The following is a 16,638-nucleotide window of genomic DNA, read 5'->3' as shown; positions in this document are numbered from 1 at the left end:
CAAAAACAATTGGTAATCAGCTTAAGAGCATTCAGGAATCTATTGAAACTGTTGTTCTTGCCTCTACTCAGTCAAGTTCAGCATTTGAAGATGTTTCAACAAAAATTGAAAGTACAGATGAATTAGTTCGCCAGATTCGTGGTGCAATGGCTGAACAGCAACAGGGTTCTATGCAGATTAATCAGGCATTAAGTGCAATGAACAACAGTACTGCAGAAGTAAAAAATGCTTCTAGAGAAATGTCAGAAGGAAACAAGGCAATTCTTAGCGAAGTTCAGATGCTTCAGAATGCTACAATTGAAATGAAAAACAGTATGGATGAAATGTCTGTTGGTGCTAAAAAAATCAATGAAACAGGTTCTGCTCTTACAGAAATTTCAAACAACATTGAACAGTCAATCAATGATATTGGTGTTCAGGTAGATCAGTTCAAAGTTTAATGTACTATATTTTAAACCTCAAATAAATTTGTGTCATTCCCGGGCTTGACCCGGGAATCTTTTTTTAACTTCAGATTGCACAGGTATTTCAGACTATTATCCTTTTCATCCCCTTTATCCCTGTAAAATACCTATCAGTGATAATCCGTGTACTGTTGTAAATAATTCATTTATTGTAAAAAACAGCTAAATCCATTATACTTTTGTAATTAAATTTTCACTGCAGAATCTTTGCGGTGAATTAAAAGAGGAAGACGGAAATGAAAGCAATTGAACTTGAAAAAGCTTACGATCCAAAATCATTCGAGGATCGAATCTACAACGACTGGAATTCTAAAGGTTATTTTAAGCCTGCATCTGATGAATCATCACCTGTACATTGTCAGTGTGAAAAATGTCAGGGCAATTATACAGTCGTCATTCCTCCTCCAAACGTAACTGGTGTTCTTCACATGGGACATGGTTTGAACAACACTCTTCAGGATATCGTAGTTCGCTATCATCGTATGAAGGGTGACAATACTCTTTGGGTAACTGGTACAGACCATGCAGGTATTGCTACACAGAACGTAGTTGAACGCAAACTTAAAGCAGAAGGAAAAACTCGTAATGATCTTGGCCGTGAAGCATTTTTGGAACGCACATGGCAGGTTAAAGAAGAACATCATAACATTATCGTAAAACAGCAGAAAAAACTTGGTAACTCTACAGATTGGGACCGTGAACGCTTTACTTATGACGAAGGACTTTCAAAGGCTGTTCGCGATGTTTTCGTAACACTCTATGAACGCGGCCTCATGTACAAGGGACAGCGCCTTGTAAACTGGTGTCCTCGCTGTGGTACAGCCCTTGCTGACGATGAAGTTGACCATGAAGACACACAGGGTGCAATGTATCACCTTTACTACGAATACGCAGACGGAAGCGGAAAGATTGAAGTAGCTACAACTCGTCCTGAAACTTTCTTCGGTGATACAGCAGTTGCAGTAAACCCTTCTGACGAACGCTACACTGACCTTGTCGGCAAGAAGCTCAAGCTTCCTATCACTGGAAAAGAAATTCCAATCATTGCAGATGACTATGTAGACAAGGAATTTGGAACAGGTATGGTAAAGATCACTCCAGCCCACGACCCTAACGACTGGGAAGTCGGCAAGAGACACAATCTTGAAGTAATCAACCTTCTTACTCCAGACGGAAAGCTCAACGAAAACGTCCCTGAGAAATACCGCGGACTTAAGCCTGAACAGGCACGCAAGCTTGTAATCGAAGACCTTACGGAAGCTGGTCTTTTCAAGGGCGAAGAAAAGATGAACCACTCAGTAGGCCACTGCTACCGCTGTAAGACTGTAGTTGAACCATATCTTTCATACCAGTGGTTCGTAAAGATGAAGCCAATGGCAGACAAGGCTCTTGCAGCATGGAAAAACGGAGAAATCCAGTTCTTCCCTAAGAAGTGGGAAAACACATACGAGCACTGGCTCACAAACATCCGTGACTGGTGTGTAAGCCGCCAGATCTGGTGGGGACACAGAATCCCAGCATGGTATTGCCAGGACTGTAACGAAACAATGGTAAGCCGCGAAGATGTATGCAAGTGTTCTAAGTGCGGAAGCTCAAACCTCAAGCAGGATCCAGATGTTCTCGACACATGGTTCTCTTCTTGGCTCTGGCCTTTCTCTACTCTCGGATGGCCACAGGAAACAGAAGACCTTGCAAACTTCTATCCAACAACAGCCCTTGTCACAGCATACGACATCATCTTCTTCTGGGTTAGCCGCATGATCATGGCAGGCCTTGAATTTACAGGCAAAGCCCCATTCCATGACATTTACATCCACGGTCTCGTTCGCGACAAACAGGGACGCAAGATGTCTAAGTCCCTCGGAAACGGAATCGACCCTCTTGAAATCATCGACATGTATGGTGCAGACGCCCTCAAGTTCACACTCAGCTATATGTGTGCACAGGGACAGGATGTTCTCGTAGACAAGGACTCATTCAAGATGGGATCAAAATTCTGCAACAAGGTATGGAACGCAAGCCGCTACATCCTTGGCAACCTTGAAGGACGCACACTCATTCCTGTAACAGATGCAGATCTTACAGAATTGGACAAGTGGATCTACACAAGACTTGATAACGCTGTTGCAAATGCAAAGGATGCATTTGAAGCATACCGTTACAACGACGGTGCAAGCGCAATCTACGAATTCTTCTGGAACGACCTTTGCGACTGGTATGTTGAAGCAACAAAGCTTTCATTCAAGAACGGCGATGAAAAGGAAAAGGACCGTGCGGTTTCAGTTCTTCTCAACGTACTTGAAGAATCACTCCGCCTCATGCACCCATACATTCCGTTTGTTACAGAAGAAATCTGGTCAAAGCTTCCTCTTGCAGAAATCGTTGAAAACCGCAAGAAGGCAGGTGCCCAGAAAATAATCACAAACAGCGAATACACAGGACTCCTTGTTGACGCTCCATATCCAGAAGTTACAGAAGCACGCAAGAATGTGGAAGTAAGCGCAAGATTCGACGTCCTCAAGGAACTCATCCGCAATGTTCGCGGTCTCCGCACAGAATGTGGAATCGACCCTGCACTCAAGATCAGCATTGCAATCAAGGTTGCAGCAGGAACAAATGCAGAAGTAATCAAGGAAAAGACAGACATGATCCAGCTCCTTGCAGGTATCAAGACAATTGAATTTGTTGATGCAAACCCAGCAAAATCAATCGGTACTGTCGGAACAGGTTACGAAGCATTCCTCCTTGTTGACGAAAACATCAACATCGAGCAGCTTGCAGCAAAGTTCAAGAAGGACATTGACTGGGAAAAGGAAAATGTTCGCCGCAGCGAAAACAAGCTTAACGGAAAGTTTGCAGAACACGCTCCTGCAGAACTCGTTCAGGCTGAACGCGATGCCCTTGAAGTTGCAAAGAGCAAGATTGAAAAGCTTGAAGGCTACTTACGCAATTTGTAATTCATAATTAACAATTCATAATTTAAGGATGTTAATTCTAAATTTTAGGTATATAATAGTAATAGCCATATAATTACGAATTATTCATTCTTAATTATGAATTATTAAATGGAGGCAGAAATATGGCAAAATATGAAATGGCAACCGAAAAACCATCCAGCATGGACACGGACAGAATGCTTCAGCTTTCAAACATTTCATTTGCGCCATATATCCAGCTTTCAACAATGCTCATCGGCAAGCAGCGTCATGCAGGCGGCAACATGTTCCGCCATCAGATTGACACCATGGGCATCCTCATGGACTACGGCTACATTGATTCGGTTCTGCTAAAGGCAAGCGTAGTTCACGATACTGTAGAAGACATTCCTGACTTTGACGAAAACCTCATCATCAATGCAGATGCGGACGGCAAGGACGTACTGACCCTTGTACTTGAAGTAACAAAGCGTTCTGGAGAAAAAAAGGACGAATTCCTAAAGCGCATAATAAATTTTGGCTCACAGAAAGCAAAACTCCTTAAGTGCGCAGACAGAATCAGCAACATGATAAGCCTAGGTTTTGTTACCGATGCAAAGTTCATTGAACGCTACTGCAACGAAACAGAATTCTACATTCTTCCAATTGCCATTGAAGTCGACTACAACATGTACCAGGAACTCATCAACCTGATCATGACCCGCAGACAGTATCTGGAGCAGATCAACTACTTTGACATACCAAAGGAATAGCTCAACAAGTAACTTTTAATCCTGCAAGATATTCCTTGTGCTCATCCGTTACGCGGAAACTTTCCCTGGCCTTCTGAATGGTCTTGTTGTGCACCCAGGGACTTAATTTCTTACCTTCAATAATTTTTACGGCATCATCCCATTGTTTTGCAAGTGCAGTTGCAAAATACCAGGCCTGCATCATGTTCACATAGTATTCATCACTTCGGATGGCGGCTATCGTATCAAGATGCTTCGGATCAAAATTTTCATCAAGGAAATAGGTCATGAACACATCAATACCATATCTTATGGTGTATGTTTTATTACTTTTAATCCATTCATAAGCAAACAAAAGAACTTTTTCAGAATTCTTCTTGAAGGCTTTAGGATGACAGGTGTCGCACACGGCCCAATTGTCAATGAAAGGCAGAAACTCCAGAAACTTTTCCATGCATTCATCGTAATCCTTCATCTGCTCAATGATAAATGAATGGATGAAGTTTTCTTCAAAATACTTATGTGGAAGAGACGCAAGGAATTTTTCAACTCCGTAGTTTTTTCCGTCAGAATAGATTTCCTTTGCAAGGGCACGCAGCTTAGGTACTCGCACTCCAATTATGGTCTTTTCATCAACTGTTGGATTCAGTTTTGTCTGAAACACCTTGTATTCCTTGTCTTCATCTTCAAACAGTTTTTTTTGAATTTTAGTCATCTTGTAACATCACCTTCTTTTAGATTATAGCATAAATGAACATTTTCATGTCAGTTCATAATTGACGGTGCAAATTTATTATGATATATAGAACCTATGCTCACATCTCTTTCTCTTGTCTTTATCGTCGGTCTTTCCATGGCTTCAATATGCCAGAAAGTAAAAATTCCAAGAATAATAGGAATGCTTATCACGGGAATAATTCTTGGTCCTTTTGCCCTTGATTTCCTGTCCCCTTCAATCCTAGGAATATCTGCGGAACTTCGCAGGATGGCTCTCATCATCATTCTGATAAAGGCAGGTCTTGCACTTGATGTTACAGATCTAAAAAAAGTCGGATTACCTGCAATCCTCATGTCCTTTCTACCAGCCTTATTTGAAATCGCAGCCTTCGTCCTGTTTGCACCTGCAATCCTTTCCATCACCAGATTGGAAGCCGCAATCATAGGCGCTGTCCTTGGGGCAGTTTCACCAGCAGTCGTTGTTCCTAAAATGGTACAGCTAATGGAAACCAGATATGGAACAAAAAAAAGAATTCCACAGATGATACTTGCAGGAGCTTCCCTTGACGATGTTTTTGTAATAGTACTTTTTTCTACATTCGTAGGCATGGAACAGGGAGGCAAGGTGTCCTTGATGGATTTCATCAATGTGCCTGTTTCAATTATCCTTGGAATTCTTTTAGGTGCGGCAACAGGTTTTCTCATCGCGTGGTTCTGGAACAGGGAATATGAACGCAATCATAAGATCCGTAATTCAAAGAAAACCATAATCATACTTGGACTTGCATTCCTTCTTATGGCAATAGAAAAATGGCTTGAAAACAGGATTGCAGTATCAGGTCTTCTTGCTGTCATGAGCATGGCTTGCCTTATCCAGATAAAAAGTACAGAAACAGTGACCAGAAGGCTCTCGGAGAAATTTGGAAAGCTTTGGATCGCCGCAGAAGTCATACTCTTCGTCCTTGTCGGTGCAGCAGTCGATATCAGATATACCCTACAGGCAGGTTCGTCTGCAGTTCTCCTCATATTCATTTCACTGGCATTCCGTTCTCTTGGAGTACTGCTAAGCATCACAGGGACAGACCTCAACTTACGCGAAAAAATATTCTGCGTAATTGCATACATCCCTAAAGCCACGGTTCAGGCAGCAATAGGCTCCATCCCACTTTCGCTTGGACTTCCCTGTGGAAAGCTTGTTCTTTCCGTGGCAGTTCTTTCCATATTGATAACCGCTCCTTTGGGTGCTTTTGGCATGGATCTTACATACAGAAGATTCCTTGAGCGGGAATCGGACAGCAACTGATCCCTACTTGCCGTGCTGAATATTTGCACTATATTGATATTATGAATTTAGAAGACATTTACTTTCAGATGACATATGACAATTCCGTCCACATCAATTCCCCAGAACAACTGGACAACCTGAGGGAACTGCTTGAAAGCAATTTCTATGAGAATGGATTCTTTTTCAACGATGACGACATGCTTGAATCTGCGGTAAAAAACACCATTGAAGAAGAGGCAATCGGAACAATCGGCGACAACGAGACCATAAGGAAAGCACTTTTCCTTGGCTACTATCCCATGTCATCAAGGAAAAGAGCGACGAAACTAAAGGAGCTCATGGAGCTTGGTTTTTCCGATGAGGAACTTCCAGACCTTGCTGGCAAAGAAATCTACATGCCCCTGCTTACGATCAAATACCATCTGAACAAGCTGATAGTTTTTTTTGGTAATTTTCATATATCAAAAAAGTTGAAAGGATGGCTTAAAGGAAAATTCGCAGACTACACAATAACCTTCAACAAGACATACGATCTATGTGTAGATGAGCTTTTGAAGGCATACCCTGAGACTTGGCTATCAGCCGATCTGCTCAAACAATACAAACAGATTCACGAAGCTCCTGACAACAAGGTAAGCATTGATTCAGTAGAAATTTGGCACGACGGAAAACTTGTAGCAGGAGAAATAGGATTCATAACAGGCAACGCCTATGCAAGTCTTAGTGGTTTTCATAACGAAAATGATGCAGGTACACTGCAGATGTGCCTCCTTGGACTGTTCCTTAAGAACAATGGATATGCATACTGGGACCTGGGAATGGAACTGGACTACAAATATCGTTATGGTGCCGTTTCATGCACAAGGGATGAGCAGGAAAAATACTACGCAACCTTGAGCAGAAAAAAGCTTTCATTTCCTGAAGATGAAATAAGGGCAGCTGATTTCCTTAGATATATTGAATGAGCAGGAAGCCCATTCAATATTCCAAGTATTTTTAAATGAAAACAAAACGCTATGTCCGTAGAAAGTGTTGCTGCGCCGATTGAGCCTGTCGAAATCAAGCAATATCCACAAAATATGTGGTAGTTTCGAGAGCCTCAACCACCACATATCCTATAGCAATACAATTTCCGGACACAGCCAAACAAAAAAAAGACCACCCGTACAGGTGATCCTTTGCAACCCAGACTTTCCTCTGGTTGTCTCCTATTTCTTTGCGACAAGCTTAGCCTGAGTATCTGGATTGTACATCGCCAGAACCTCCGAGGCAAAGTTTGCGTCAAGTTCGCTTCTATAGCTCTGGATCTGTGAAATATAATCCAATGTAATCTGAGGTGTATTGTTTTTACGAACCTTGTTTGTTCCTGCGTTGTACATGGCAAGAGCAGCAATATCGTTTCCTGCTGTGTTGAGGCAGAACCTCAAGTGTGCAAGTCCGTAGCGTGCTGAAATCTTTGGATCGTAGAAGTCTGATTCCTCAAGCTTTGGGAAGCTTGTGTTGTTAAGCTGGAAAAGCCCACGGTCAACGCTGCCATTTGTATTCTTATGCATTGCATTGATCCTGTATTTGCTTTCCGTATGTGCAAGGGCAAATGCAAGAGAAAGAGGAATGCTGTATTCATCTGCATACTGAAGGATTGCATCAGAAATCTCGCGATTGTTAACTACACGGCTGTAATACCATTCAACTGCGGCACGGCTCTGTGGCTGACGATATAGAACAAGACCTGTATCTTCCTTCTTCTTCTGTTCGATTACCAATTCAGGATATTCTTCATCAAAAAGGTTCTCGTATGAAACCTTCTGGTCCTCAGCAACATCGTAATAAGATCCCAAAGGAATAACTTCATGATTGCCCTTTTCTTCAGGAATAAAAACTGCAATGCCAACGCAAACAGCGACAAAAAACAAACTGAATGCAACTGTTCCTGAAACGAGCTTGATCAAATCTTCACGTTCAAATCCCATCATTTTCTCCCGATACGCTAAATATAGTTCATTCTGACAAATTCAGCAAAAATGTTCAAGAGAATTTAATGAAATTTTATTGCAATCCTTGCGGTATTTCGCAAAAGACGGCAAATACTGTTAAATTTTTACAATTTTCTCGTTACTATCAGCCAATTCTGCATTCTGTGTAAAATAAATGTAATGCTTATGCTTTGCACTTAATTCTTCCATAAAAAACCCAGAATCCACCTCTGAAGGAATAGCAAAGCCGATGATATTCTCACAGTCCTTGATACGGCGTGCACAATGCTTCATGCTGGCAACAAAGGCTTCCTTCTGAGCTTCACTTTCACAAGCTGAATCGCATGCAGGCACAACATAACCATAGGAACCATTTTCTTCCATTAACTTGAACTGTTCCCTAAGGCCAGCAAGAAATTCCTCGTTGTAGGAATCCTCATCGAGACCCACCGACGTCCATTTTACTGTATATGCCTTGATTCTATCTGAACCAAGTTCTGCCTTGGAACCGTCAAGAAAATATAGCTGATTTGCTTCTGAATAAAATTTTGCTTCTAACTTCATGGTCAAGGAATATAGCACAAATGGATGGTTTAATAAAGATTGGACATGTCCGCATTTTTACTCTAGCGCTCGTTTTTCAATTTACAATTTCATTCTATTACAATATAATATCTTACTAACGATTGTTTATTAGAGGTTTACGATGGCAGACAAAATCACATCAGACAAAGTAATCAGGGCATTTCTAGACGCTTCATTCATGCGCTCAGAAGGAAACACCAGCCTTGCAGACATTGCTGACATCCTGCACATCAAGAAGGCTTCCCTCTACAATCATTTTGAAAGCCGCGATGACATCGTTGAAAAGACATTGGATTCATGCTCAGACTATCTTGCAGCCATCAGCTTCATTCCCAATGACATTGCATCTGTCGCAAACAAGTATCCTGCTGAAACAGTCCTTAAAGGAATCATTACACGCTATGTAAAGATGCACGAAAAGTCGCCTCTTTTCCAGATCTACACTTTCGTTGAAAGCATGAAGTATTTCAATAAGCGTGCGGCAGATATCATCTCGGAAGAAAACAGAAAGCTCATAGAGCAGACTGAAAAGACACTTCTGGAACTCAGCAAGTTCAAAAAGATTTCAATTGCAGAAGACAGAATCAGACCTGCAGCTAAATGGTTCGTTGCAGGAATCAACGATCTGCTTTCAAACTATCTCATGGCACGCAAACAGGTTGTAATGACAAATCCACAGTCAGGAGAAGGAGAGCTTTTCCAGATTGAGCCAGACGAAAAAGGCATTGAAAAGATAAACCTTCTGGTTGAAGAATTCTGTAAAATGCTTTGATACAGTCTTCTGGGGAACACACAGAAAAAAAAGATAGGACCATCCAAGAAGTGTTTATCCCAGGTTCATTGCCCCATGTCAGAATTACAGATAACAGCACATACGGTGGTTTCGACTAGCTCAACCACCGTAACTACACTGAAATTCCTTTTTTATTTAGATTCCAGCCTTACTAGTAAAGCTTCAAGTTTTTCGGAATACTGTCTGTCAGCGGCCCAAGTTCCTGCAAGACCTTCGATAGTAGGAGACTTGCCTCTTGGATTGACATATCTGTATCTTGGATCTATGCAGTCATTTATAAGGACCACATCAGCAGCCGTAGCATAGGCATGAAGGTGCTGGACATGAGCACGAACACCAAGCTGTTCCGTTTCAAAAACCAAGCCGCGCTGTTCCTCGTTGATGGCACCAAGCCCACAGTAGTTATGCATTTCTGGAGTCACTAGATTTCCATACTGAAGGAAACCAGTCTCATGGCACATCTGGATAAAGGCACAGTCGCTGTTGATCCCTTCCATACCAGCTTCGTCGATGTAAAGGTTTGCAAGAAGCTCAACATTTTCACGGTCAACGTCAGGATTGTTCATCATGAAGAAGGCAACAAGCTCCGCTGCAGACATCACACCACGGTCCGTAAGATTTCTGGAAATATGCTTCTGCTGCCTTGTCGACACACATCCGACAAAAATTAAAGCAAAAGCAAACAGACAAAGAATTCCATAAGGAAACCTTTTCACTTTCATTTTTCCCTCCCAAAGGCAAATCTAAATTCAGTTTCCTTCGATTGTAGTTCCGATGTAATCACCATCGTTGAGAATGCTCTCGATGTTCTCGATGTTCTTTCCTGCAGCACAGATTACCTTAAGACCAAACTCCTGTGCTTTCTTTGATGCAATAGGATCAAAGGGACAGTTCTTTCCAGGAACCCATTCATCACCTACCATCTTACGGAAATCAGTCCAGCTGATTCTGTCGATCGGCTTTGCATCGGGATTCTTTCTTGGGTCGTCTGTATAGACCTTTTCAATGTTGGAAAGATTTACAACTGTATCTGCCTTGAACTGTTCAGCAAGATATACTGCATCAGTATCCGTTGAGAATCCAGGCTTCCATCCTGCGGCAACAATGATTCTTCCAGTAAACTCACATGGCTGGGTTGGATCTATGATAACAGGCTGCTGACACAATGGACCAAAAACAGTCTTTAAAATCTGCGCATTGAGTCTTGTAGCCGTGATACCGATCCAGTCACAGGCATTGTTCGTCTCATCTGCATCGGCAAATGAAAGCATCTTTTTCTGTCTGTCATCAAATTTCTCTACCACTGCCCTATAGGAATTCTGATAGACACGTGCAGGTGCTCCACCTCCTGCAACAAAAACAAGGCGTCCATCCTCATGTTCTTCGAGCCATTTGCATACCATCTTGCTGAAAGAAGCAAGAAGCTCCACATCAACGCCATCAGGAGCGATGATTGATCCACCAACTGAAAGTACCTTAGTAATCATAATATTTTCCTTAAATTAATAAATTCCAAGTATTATAGGATTGTTCCATAGGGAACTGTAGCTGGAAGTTGCATCCCCCGCTTCTTCCCAGATAGACTGCAAGGCATAGGTCCTAGGTCTGTAGACAATCTTGCTGTTGAGGGAAGACTGTTTGATCTGATGGAACCCTCTGCTGAAAGCAATATGCTGGCAGTCACTGTTTCCAAAGTAGAAATCCGTCTTGTTCTCCACAGCCTTGAAAGGAGTAAATTCAAGTCCGCAGGCAAGAGCCACATCCACAGGGAACCAGCCATAGCCTTCAAAATAAATTTCCGTCCACCAGTGGGGAGTAACCACAGACTTATCGTGGACAAGGATACCAGCAACAGGAACCGCAGGAATTCCAGCCTGACGGCAAAGTGCAGTATAAAGAACCGCAAAATCGTAGGCATCTCCACTCTTACGCCTTATAAGGTCATAGAAGGTAATGTCGCCTGTCCTTACTTTATCAGAAATTTCATAATTTGCAATGAAATAATTATAGATGAGGTTTGCGATTTTATATGGATTCTTTTCCTTTCCGCAGATTGAATCAAGAAGCAACGGAATGGCAGAATTCTCCAGCTGAACGCAGGAATCCGATGAAACGTAACGCGTGTAGAAGGCACTGGTCTTGTCCTTGAATTCCTTTACCTTGGCAGGATTGATTCCACTTTTAACATTGTAGGCGCTTACAACATATGTCTGGCTGAACCTTTGCTTGTTGCTTGTTATCTGGTTCAACTGTTTTTTGTGTATCATGTCAAAAGGATCATCTACGATAAAGGGATCAGGATAAACTTCATTCAACTCTGCATAAGGCTGGAACGAGGTGACTACAGGCTTAGGAATGTAAAGTGAAATTGAAGTTTCCTGTGTTGCCACATGGTTTGAAATATCTGCCGCCACCTGAACGACATAGGTGCGCTTGTTTTCATACTGCTTTTTTCCTGAAGGATATGTAACCGTTATCTTCTTTGAACCGCTTGAACCATGGTTGGTCTCGACATAGAAGGAACCGCTTGCAGCTCCATCTGGAATCCTTACAGAAATTTCAGAATCGTTCCATGCAACATAATCAAAGTCAGCCTCGTTTGCAGCAATGAAGGCTCCTGTCCTGTCACCGTTCCCACCATCAGCATAGCCAGCAACATCGTCCCTGTTTGCGGTAAAGTAAATCTCAGAATTTCCCCTGGCGCTTCCAAAATTTGAACCGTTGATAGTGATGACCTGACCGACTACTGCACTGTCATGGGAAACCGAAGAAATGGTCGGCACAGATGTACCTGGATCCATCCTGACCGCAACAGGAATGCCAACTTCATTGGCAAAGAAGGCTGGATCAGATTTTCCAGCAGAAGTTCCAACGACCACAAGCCCATCCTGTACATTCGACGGAAGTACAAAAGAAATCCGTGAATCAGTCCAGGTCTTGTAAGCACTGGAGGTTATCTTGGAACCAGCGATTTCAACATATGAAGTTCCACGATTGGCTCCAAATCCGCTTCCTGTTATGACCATCTCATCTCCAGGAGCACCTATAAGAGGATCGATGGTCTGGATGTTTGGTTTGCGCTTTACATTATGGCTTACCGCACGGAACAAAAAAACAACACCCGCAAGAAGAACGATCCATGAAACAGTCCTTACAAGGGGTGAACGCCTGAGAAGATTTTTATATGAACTAATGATGCTCAATTCATTTTCCTACTTGAAAAGATACTTTTAATAAAGGCGACGAAACAGAAAATGAAAATCCCCTGGAATGGTCTGCCTCAGGTTCTTTTTTGTCTGCAGCGTCGACTGGAGCAAAGACATCATAATCAGCCAGCGCAGGTTTTACCACAGAAGTGCTGTATGCCCCGCAATCATCAAGAATCATTTTCTGGACTGAAACTGAGTTGTCTCCTGCGAGAACAGGAATCATTGATGAAGATGAAACATCATCCGAGCCTAGGAAAGAAGCCAGTTGAACGGCATCCAGATTGCTTTCCATCATGACAGGCTTAACAGTAGAGGCAGATACCGATCTTGCGACTGGTGAAAAATCATTGCGGGAAGCCACGACTGCATTGGATACTCTTCCACGAGGAATCGCAAATGAAACGACTGCAGCGGCGGCAATTCCAGCTGCAAAATACTGGAACCCCTTCAACTTAGGGAAGCTTACAACATTTGAACTTCTGTCCTCTTCCTCAATAAATTTCTTGTAAGACATCTTTGCCTGAAGACGTGCAAAACTGTCATCAAGCTGCTTTTCGGTAAACGTGATGGAAGCAGAATCATCTTGGAGCAAGCCCTTAAGCGAAGTAAGCTTTTCAAGCTTTGCTGAACACTTAGGACAAGAAGCAACGTGTGCTTCATATTCTGCCATAAATTCCTCCGGAAGCTCACCATCGAGATACACAGAATGAATATCGTTTTCAGGACATGTAGACATCATCTTCTCCTATCAGTTTTAGCAGTTGAGCCCTTGCCCTGAATACCCTTACCTTTACGTTCCCCTCGGATATTCCAAGCTGCTCACCGATTTCCTTATAGTTAAGGTCTGCATATTCACGCAGAACAATGACTTCCTTTAGATTGTCAGGCAGCTGGTTTATTGCCTCGACAACCTTTTCCTTTGCCTCTTTCTTGAGAAGGTCAACCTCACCGCTTTCCATATACTGACGACCTTCATAAAGGGCCTTATGGTAGGCGTTTGCTTCGCGAACCTTTCTCTTTGCATAGTTCAGGGACGCATTCTTGACAACACGGATGAGCCAGAAAGTCGCATCGTTCATCGTAGGAAAGACCATCTGCTTTTCCCTTGCCTTGATATAGCTGTCATGGACAAGATCTTCAGCGGCCTCTTCGTCAAGAACAACCTTTACGGCAACCTTGAACAATATGGCAAAAGTAGCGTCATATATTTTTCTAAAATCCACGTCGTTGGTTGAATTCAGCTCCGCGGATACCTTTTCATCTGATAACAATTCTATTTACCTATAGTTACAAAAATTCTTAGAAAACTTTAATTTTCATGGACTGGAACCAAATCCTAGTCACGCTTCCATTCAGGTCCCTTTGGAGTGTCGATGATGGTGATTCCACGGGCCTTGAGGATGTCACGGATTTCATCACAGCGTGCAAAGTTCTTTGCCTTCTTTGCTTCAGTTCTTTCAGCAACGAGAGCATCGATTTCTGCAGCCTCAGGATCTCCTTCATGTGGATTGATGCTTGCCTTCTTTTCTTCCTCTTCAAGAACAAGGGCAGCCTTTTCAAGAAGCTTAAGTCCGATTACAGTGTCCATTCTTGCCACGAGCTCGATCTTTTCTTCACTTGAAAGGGTATTTTCCTTGATTACCTTCTGGATCATGGAAAGTCCTACAGGAGCAAGGAGGTCATTTTCCATTGCATCACGGAACTTACCGATGTATTCCGAAGCCTTTTCAGAAAGCCCCGAAACATCAGAAGCCTGTCCCTTGGCATAGACCTTTGCGGCAGCAGTCTTGAGCACATCAGACTTTTCTGCAAGCTTTGCGACACGGCCTACTAGGACTTCACGGCTCTTCTTTGCACCGTCCATGGCATCCCAGCTGAAAAGGATCTGCTTGCGGTAGTGTGCCCCAAGGAGGAAGAAGCGGTAGTCAAGGGCATCATATCCCTTATCTACTAACGACTGAAGTGTCAAAAAGTTACCGCTTGACTTGGACATTTTTGTAGCACCCTGGAGAACGAGGAATTCATTGTGCATCCAGTAGTTTACCCAAGGTCCCTTTGCGGCTTCTTCAGCACTAAAAGAACCTTCCGACTGTGCGATTTCATTTGTATGGTGAACTGGAACATGGTCAATTCCACCTGTGTGGATGTCGAAATGCTGGCCAAGGTACTTCATGCTCATGGCAGAACATTCGATGTGCCATCCAGGGTATCCCTTACCCCATGGAGAATCCCAAAGGAGTGCCTGGTTTTCAAACTTTGACTTTGTGAACCAGAGGGCAAAATCCTGAGGATTCTTCTTGTTTTCGTCGATTACAACTTCCTTACGGCGGCCTGCTCCTTCCTTGAGTTCATCCAGCTGAAGGTTTGCAAGCTTTCCGTAATCCTTGTATGTGCTTACATCGTAGTAAAGGTTTCCACCAGCCATGTATGTGTGGCCATTGGCCTCAAGCTTCTTTATGAGCTCAATCATCTCAGGAATATGCTCAGTAGCCTTGCAGACAACATCAGGACGGATGATGTTCAGTCTGTCGATGTCATTGAAGAAAGCATCGGTATAGAACTTGGCGATTTCCATAACGCTCTGGTGCTTTTCTTCCGCAGTCTTTACCATCTTGTCTTCGCCGTCGTCGCTGTCACCGCTAAGGTGTCCAACATCAGTGATGTTCATTACATGCTTCTTGTCATAACCAAGGAATGTCAAAGTGCGGTCAAGTGTATCGAGAAAAACATATGCACGAAGGTTTCCGATATGTGCGTAATTGTATACTGTAGGGCCACAGCCATAGAATCCAACAAAACCTTCTTTCAGCGGTTTGAATTCTTCGAGTTTACGACCCATTGTGTTGTATAGTTTAAGTGCCATGATAGCCTCCAGGGGCAAATAATAATTGCGTCATTCGCTTTAGTTTTCTATAATAGAAACAATGTTAAAATTACACGAATTCATAGAAAATATCAATAAAACGCAATATAAGGGAAAGATTCTTGAACATGAACCTATGGCTCCAAGGACAACCATGAAGGTTGGAGGAACCGCAGCCCTTTTGCTTTCCCCTTCCGACGAGAATTCCATATGCATTGCGGTAAGCCTGCTCAAGGACATGGAACTCCCCTGGTTCATCCTCGGCGGTGGAAGCAACGTAATAGCACCAGATGGAGAGCTTGATGCAGTGGTCATTTCCACAGAAGAACTTGATTCCATCGAAATATCAGAAAAAAACGACGAATTCACCCTAATACAGTGTGGAGCAGGAACTAAAACTGGAACTCTGGTTGATTTCTGCACGGAGAACGGAATAAGCGGACTTGAAACTTTTGCGGGATTACCAGGAACCGTCGGTGGTGCAGCCTTCATGAACGCCAGATGTTACGGAAAGGAAGTGTCACAGGTGCTTCATTCAGCAAGATTCCTTGAATTTGACCCCATGCAAAAAAACACTGAATTTCATGATAATTTTATTGAACGACACTTAAAAATGTATCATAATACGCAGATGGGTGGAGATTGGGCATATAAGAATTCACCTTTTATGCAAAATCACAGGTTCATTACCTCACTGACCTTCAAGGCAGGCAGGATTGATTCCGATAATAAAGTCAGGATTGGTCTTGAATGCGAAGGATACATCAAGGATCGTGAGGATAAAGGCCATTTCAAGGCTCCAAGTGCAGGCAGCGTGTTCAAGAACGACAGGAGTTTTGGAGAACCCAGCGGAGTCCTGATAGACAAAGCAGGTCTAAAGGGAACGGAAGTCGGAGGAGCTCAGGTAGCACCATGGCACGGCAACATAATAATCAACCGTGGAGGTGCCAGCAGTTCCGACATCAAGACTCTCGTAAAGACCGTACAGGAAAGAGTTAAGAACAACACTGGTTTCATGCTTGAACCTGAAATTATTTTTGCAGAGCAGAATCTTTGTTGATTCCATATAAAGGTGGTAAAAA

General features: G+C 42.8%; 15 protein-coding genes and 1 pseudogene. 7 read left to right on the top strand and 9 right to left on the bottom strand.

From position 1 onward, the window contains the following. The 3 genes and pseudogenes from ACKI39_RS04955 to ACKI39_RS04945 form a co-directional block, all read left to right on the top strand. Positions 1–440, top strand: a pseudogene (locus ACKI39_RS04955) (methyl-accepting chemotaxis protein); the annotation flags it as partial. Between the two features lie 260 nt (positions 441–700). Beyond that, positions 701–3,421: a valine--tRNA ligase gene (locus ACKI39_RS04950; protein WP_407398246.1), complete on the top strand. Its 2,721-nt coding sequence runs from the start codon at positions 701–703 to the stop codon at positions 3,419–3,421. 137 nt (positions 3,422–3,558) lie between these two features. Then, the gene (locus tag ACKI39_RS04945) at positions 3,559–4,152 is read left to right on the top strand and encodes a hypothetical protein (RefSeq protein WP_407398250.1); all 594 of its coding nucleotides are present in this window, start codon (positions 3,559–3,561) and stop codon (positions 4,150–4,152) included. A gap of 1 nt (position 4,153) precedes the next feature. Here the strand turns inward: ACKI39_RS04945 and ACKI39_RS04940 are convergent, their stop codons facing one another. Further along, complete coding sequence (locus ACKI39_RS04940; protein WP_407398244.1) at positions 4,154–4,846, bottom strand: DNA alkylation repair protein; 693 nt, start codon at positions 4,844–4,846, stop codon at positions 4,154–4,156. Positions 4,847–4,942: 96 nt separating this feature from the next. Here ACKI39_RS04940 and ACKI39_RS04935 point away from each other — a divergent pair, with 96 nt between their 5' ends. Next, positions 4,943–6,151: a cation:proton antiporter gene (locus ACKI39_RS04935; RefSeq protein WP_407398242.1), complete on the top strand. Its 1,209-nt coding sequence runs from the start codon at positions 4,943–4,945 to the stop codon at positions 6,149–6,151. Positions 6,152–6,192: 41 nt separating this feature from the next. Then, the gene (locus tag ACKI39_RS04930; RefSeq protein WP_407398240.1) at positions 6,193–7,098 is read left to right on the top strand and encodes a hypothetical protein; all 906 of its coding nucleotides are present in this window, start codon (positions 6,193–6,195) and stop codon (positions 7,096–7,098) included. Positions 7,099–7,341: 243 nt separating this feature from the next. Here ACKI39_RS04930 and ACKI39_RS04925 read toward each other — a convergent pair whose 3' ends face one another. Together ACKI39_RS04925 and ACKI39_RS04920 are read right to left on the bottom strand one after the other, a co-directional pair. Further along, on the bottom strand, positions 7,342–8,103 hold the full coding sequence (locus ACKI39_RS04925) for a transglycosylase SLT domain-containing protein (protein WP_407398238.1): 762 nt from the start codon (positions 8,101–8,103) through the stop codon (positions 7,342–7,344). Between the two features lie 120 nt (positions 8,104–8,223). Continuing rightward, positions 8,224–8,670, bottom strand: a complete 447-nt coding sequence (locus tag ACKI39_RS04920; RefSeq protein ID WP_407398236.1) for a hypothetical protein — start codon at positions 8,668–8,670, stop codon at positions 8,224–8,226. A 142-nt stretch (positions 8,671–8,812) separates the two neighbouring features. On the opposite strand from ACKI39_RS04920, the gene ACKI39_RS04915 reads away from it, so the two are divergent. Further along, entirely contained in the window at positions 8,813–9,463 is a 651-nt protein-coding gene (locus ACKI39_RS04915) for a TetR/AcrR family transcriptional regulator (RefSeq protein WP_407398234.1), read from the top strand. A 152-nt stretch (positions 9,464–9,615) separates the two neighbouring features. On the opposite strand, the gene ACKI39_RS04910 is transcribed toward ACKI39_RS04915, so the two are convergent. From ACKI39_RS04910 to cysS, 6 genes are all read right to left on the bottom strand, one after another. After that, entirely contained in the window at positions 9,616–10,206 is a 591-nt protein-coding gene (locus ACKI39_RS04910; protein ID WP_407398233.1) for a glucosaminidase domain-containing protein, read from the bottom strand. Between the two features lie 27 nt (positions 10,207–10,233). Beyond that, entirely contained in the window at positions 10,234–10,968 is a 735-nt protein-coding gene (pyrH, locus tag ACKI39_RS04905) for a UMP kinase (RefSeq protein WP_407398248.1), read from the bottom strand. Between the two features lie 18 nt (positions 10,969–10,986). Beyond that, positions 10,987–12,687: a transglutaminase domain-containing protein gene (locus tag ACKI39_RS04900; protein ID WP_407398231.1), complete on the bottom strand. Its 1,701-nt coding sequence runs from the start codon at positions 12,685–12,687 to the stop codon at positions 10,987–10,989. Between the two features lies 1 nt (position 12,688). Next, positions 12,689–13,429, bottom strand: coding sequence for an anti-sigma factor family protein (locus tag ACKI39_RS04895; RefSeq protein ID WP_407398229.1), 741 nt, complete (start codon positions 13,427–13,429; stop codon positions 12,689–12,691). Continuing rightward, positions 13,413–13,964 carry an RNA polymerase sigma factor gene (locus ACKI39_RS04890; protein WP_407398227.1) on the bottom strand — a complete coding sequence of 184 codons (552 nt, stop codon included), beginning with the start codon at positions 13,962–13,964 and terminating at the stop codon, positions 13,413–13,415. The genes ACKI39_RS04895 and ACKI39_RS04890 overlap by 17 nt, the downstream gene beginning before the upstream one ends. 65 nt (positions 13,965–14,029) lie before the next feature. Continuing rightward, a complete protein-coding gene (cysS, locus tag ACKI39_RS04885) occupies positions 14,030–15,556 on the bottom strand; it encodes a cysteine--tRNA ligase (RefSeq protein WP_407398225.1) in 1,527 nt (508 codons plus the stop codon). Positions 15,557–15,617: 61 nt separating this feature from the next. On the opposite strand from cysS, the gene murB reads away from it, so the two are divergent. Continuing rightward, positions 15,618–16,616: a UDP-N-acetylmuramate dehydrogenase gene (gene murB / locus ACKI39_RS04880; protein ID WP_407398223.1), complete on the top strand. Its 999-nt coding sequence runs from the start codon at positions 15,618–15,620 to the stop codon at positions 16,614–16,616. The last annotated feature ends 22 nt before the right edge of the window (positions 16,617–16,638 follow it).

Origin of the sequence: Treponema sp. (genome assembly GCF_045641405.1) — a bacterium.
GTDB lineage: Bacteria > Spirochaetota > Spirochaetia > Treponematales > Treponemataceae > Treponema_D.
The sequence above is the reverse complement of the archived record's forward strand: the minus strand, read 5'-3'. Positions and strand labels throughout refer to the sequence as shown.

Coding starts and splice junctions, on each gene's coding strand:
- ACKI39_RS04950 (WP_407398246.1), top strand. CDS start 701: ATGAAAGCAATTGAACTTGAAAAAGCTTACGATCCAAAATCATTCGAG.
- ACKI39_RS04945 (WP_407398250.1), top strand. CDS start 3,559: ATGGCAACCGAAAAACCATCCAGCATGGACACGGACAGAATGCTTCAG.
- ACKI39_RS04940 (WP_407398244.1), bottom strand. CDS start 4,846: ATGACTAAAATTCAAAAAAAACTGTTTGAAGATGAAGACAAGGAATAC.
- ACKI39_RS04935 (WP_407398242.1), top strand. CDS start 4,943: ATGCTCACATCTCTTTCTCTTGTCTTTATCGTCGGTCTTTCCATGGCT.
- ACKI39_RS04930 (WP_407398240.1), top strand. CDS start 6,193: ATGAATTTAGAAGACATTTACTTTCAGATGACATATGACAATTCCGTC.
- ACKI39_RS04925 (WP_407398238.1), bottom strand. CDS start 8,103: ATGGGATTTGAACGTGAAGATTTGATCAAGCTCGTTTCAGGAACAGTT.
- ACKI39_RS04920 (WP_407398236.1), bottom strand. CDS start 8,670: ATGAAGTTAGAAGCAAAATTTTATTCAGAAGCAAATCAGCTATATTTT.
- ACKI39_RS04915 (WP_407398234.1), top strand. CDS start 8,813: ATGGCAGACAAAATCACATCAGACAAAGTAATCAGGGCATTTCTAGAC.
- ACKI39_RS04910 (WP_407398233.1), bottom strand. CDS start 10,206: ATGAAAGTGAAAAGGTTTCCTTATGGAATTCTTTGTCTGTTTGCTTTT.
- ACKI39_RS04895 (WP_407398229.1), bottom strand. CDS start 13,429: ATGTCTACATGTCCTGAAAACGATATTCATTCTGTGTATCTCGATGGT.
- cysS (WP_407398225.1), bottom strand. CDS start 15,556: ATGGCACTTAAACTATACAACACAATGGGTCGTAAACTCGAAGAATTC.
- murB (WP_407398223.1), top strand. CDS start 15,618: ATGTTAAAATTACACGAATTCATAGAAAATATCAATAAAACGCAATAT.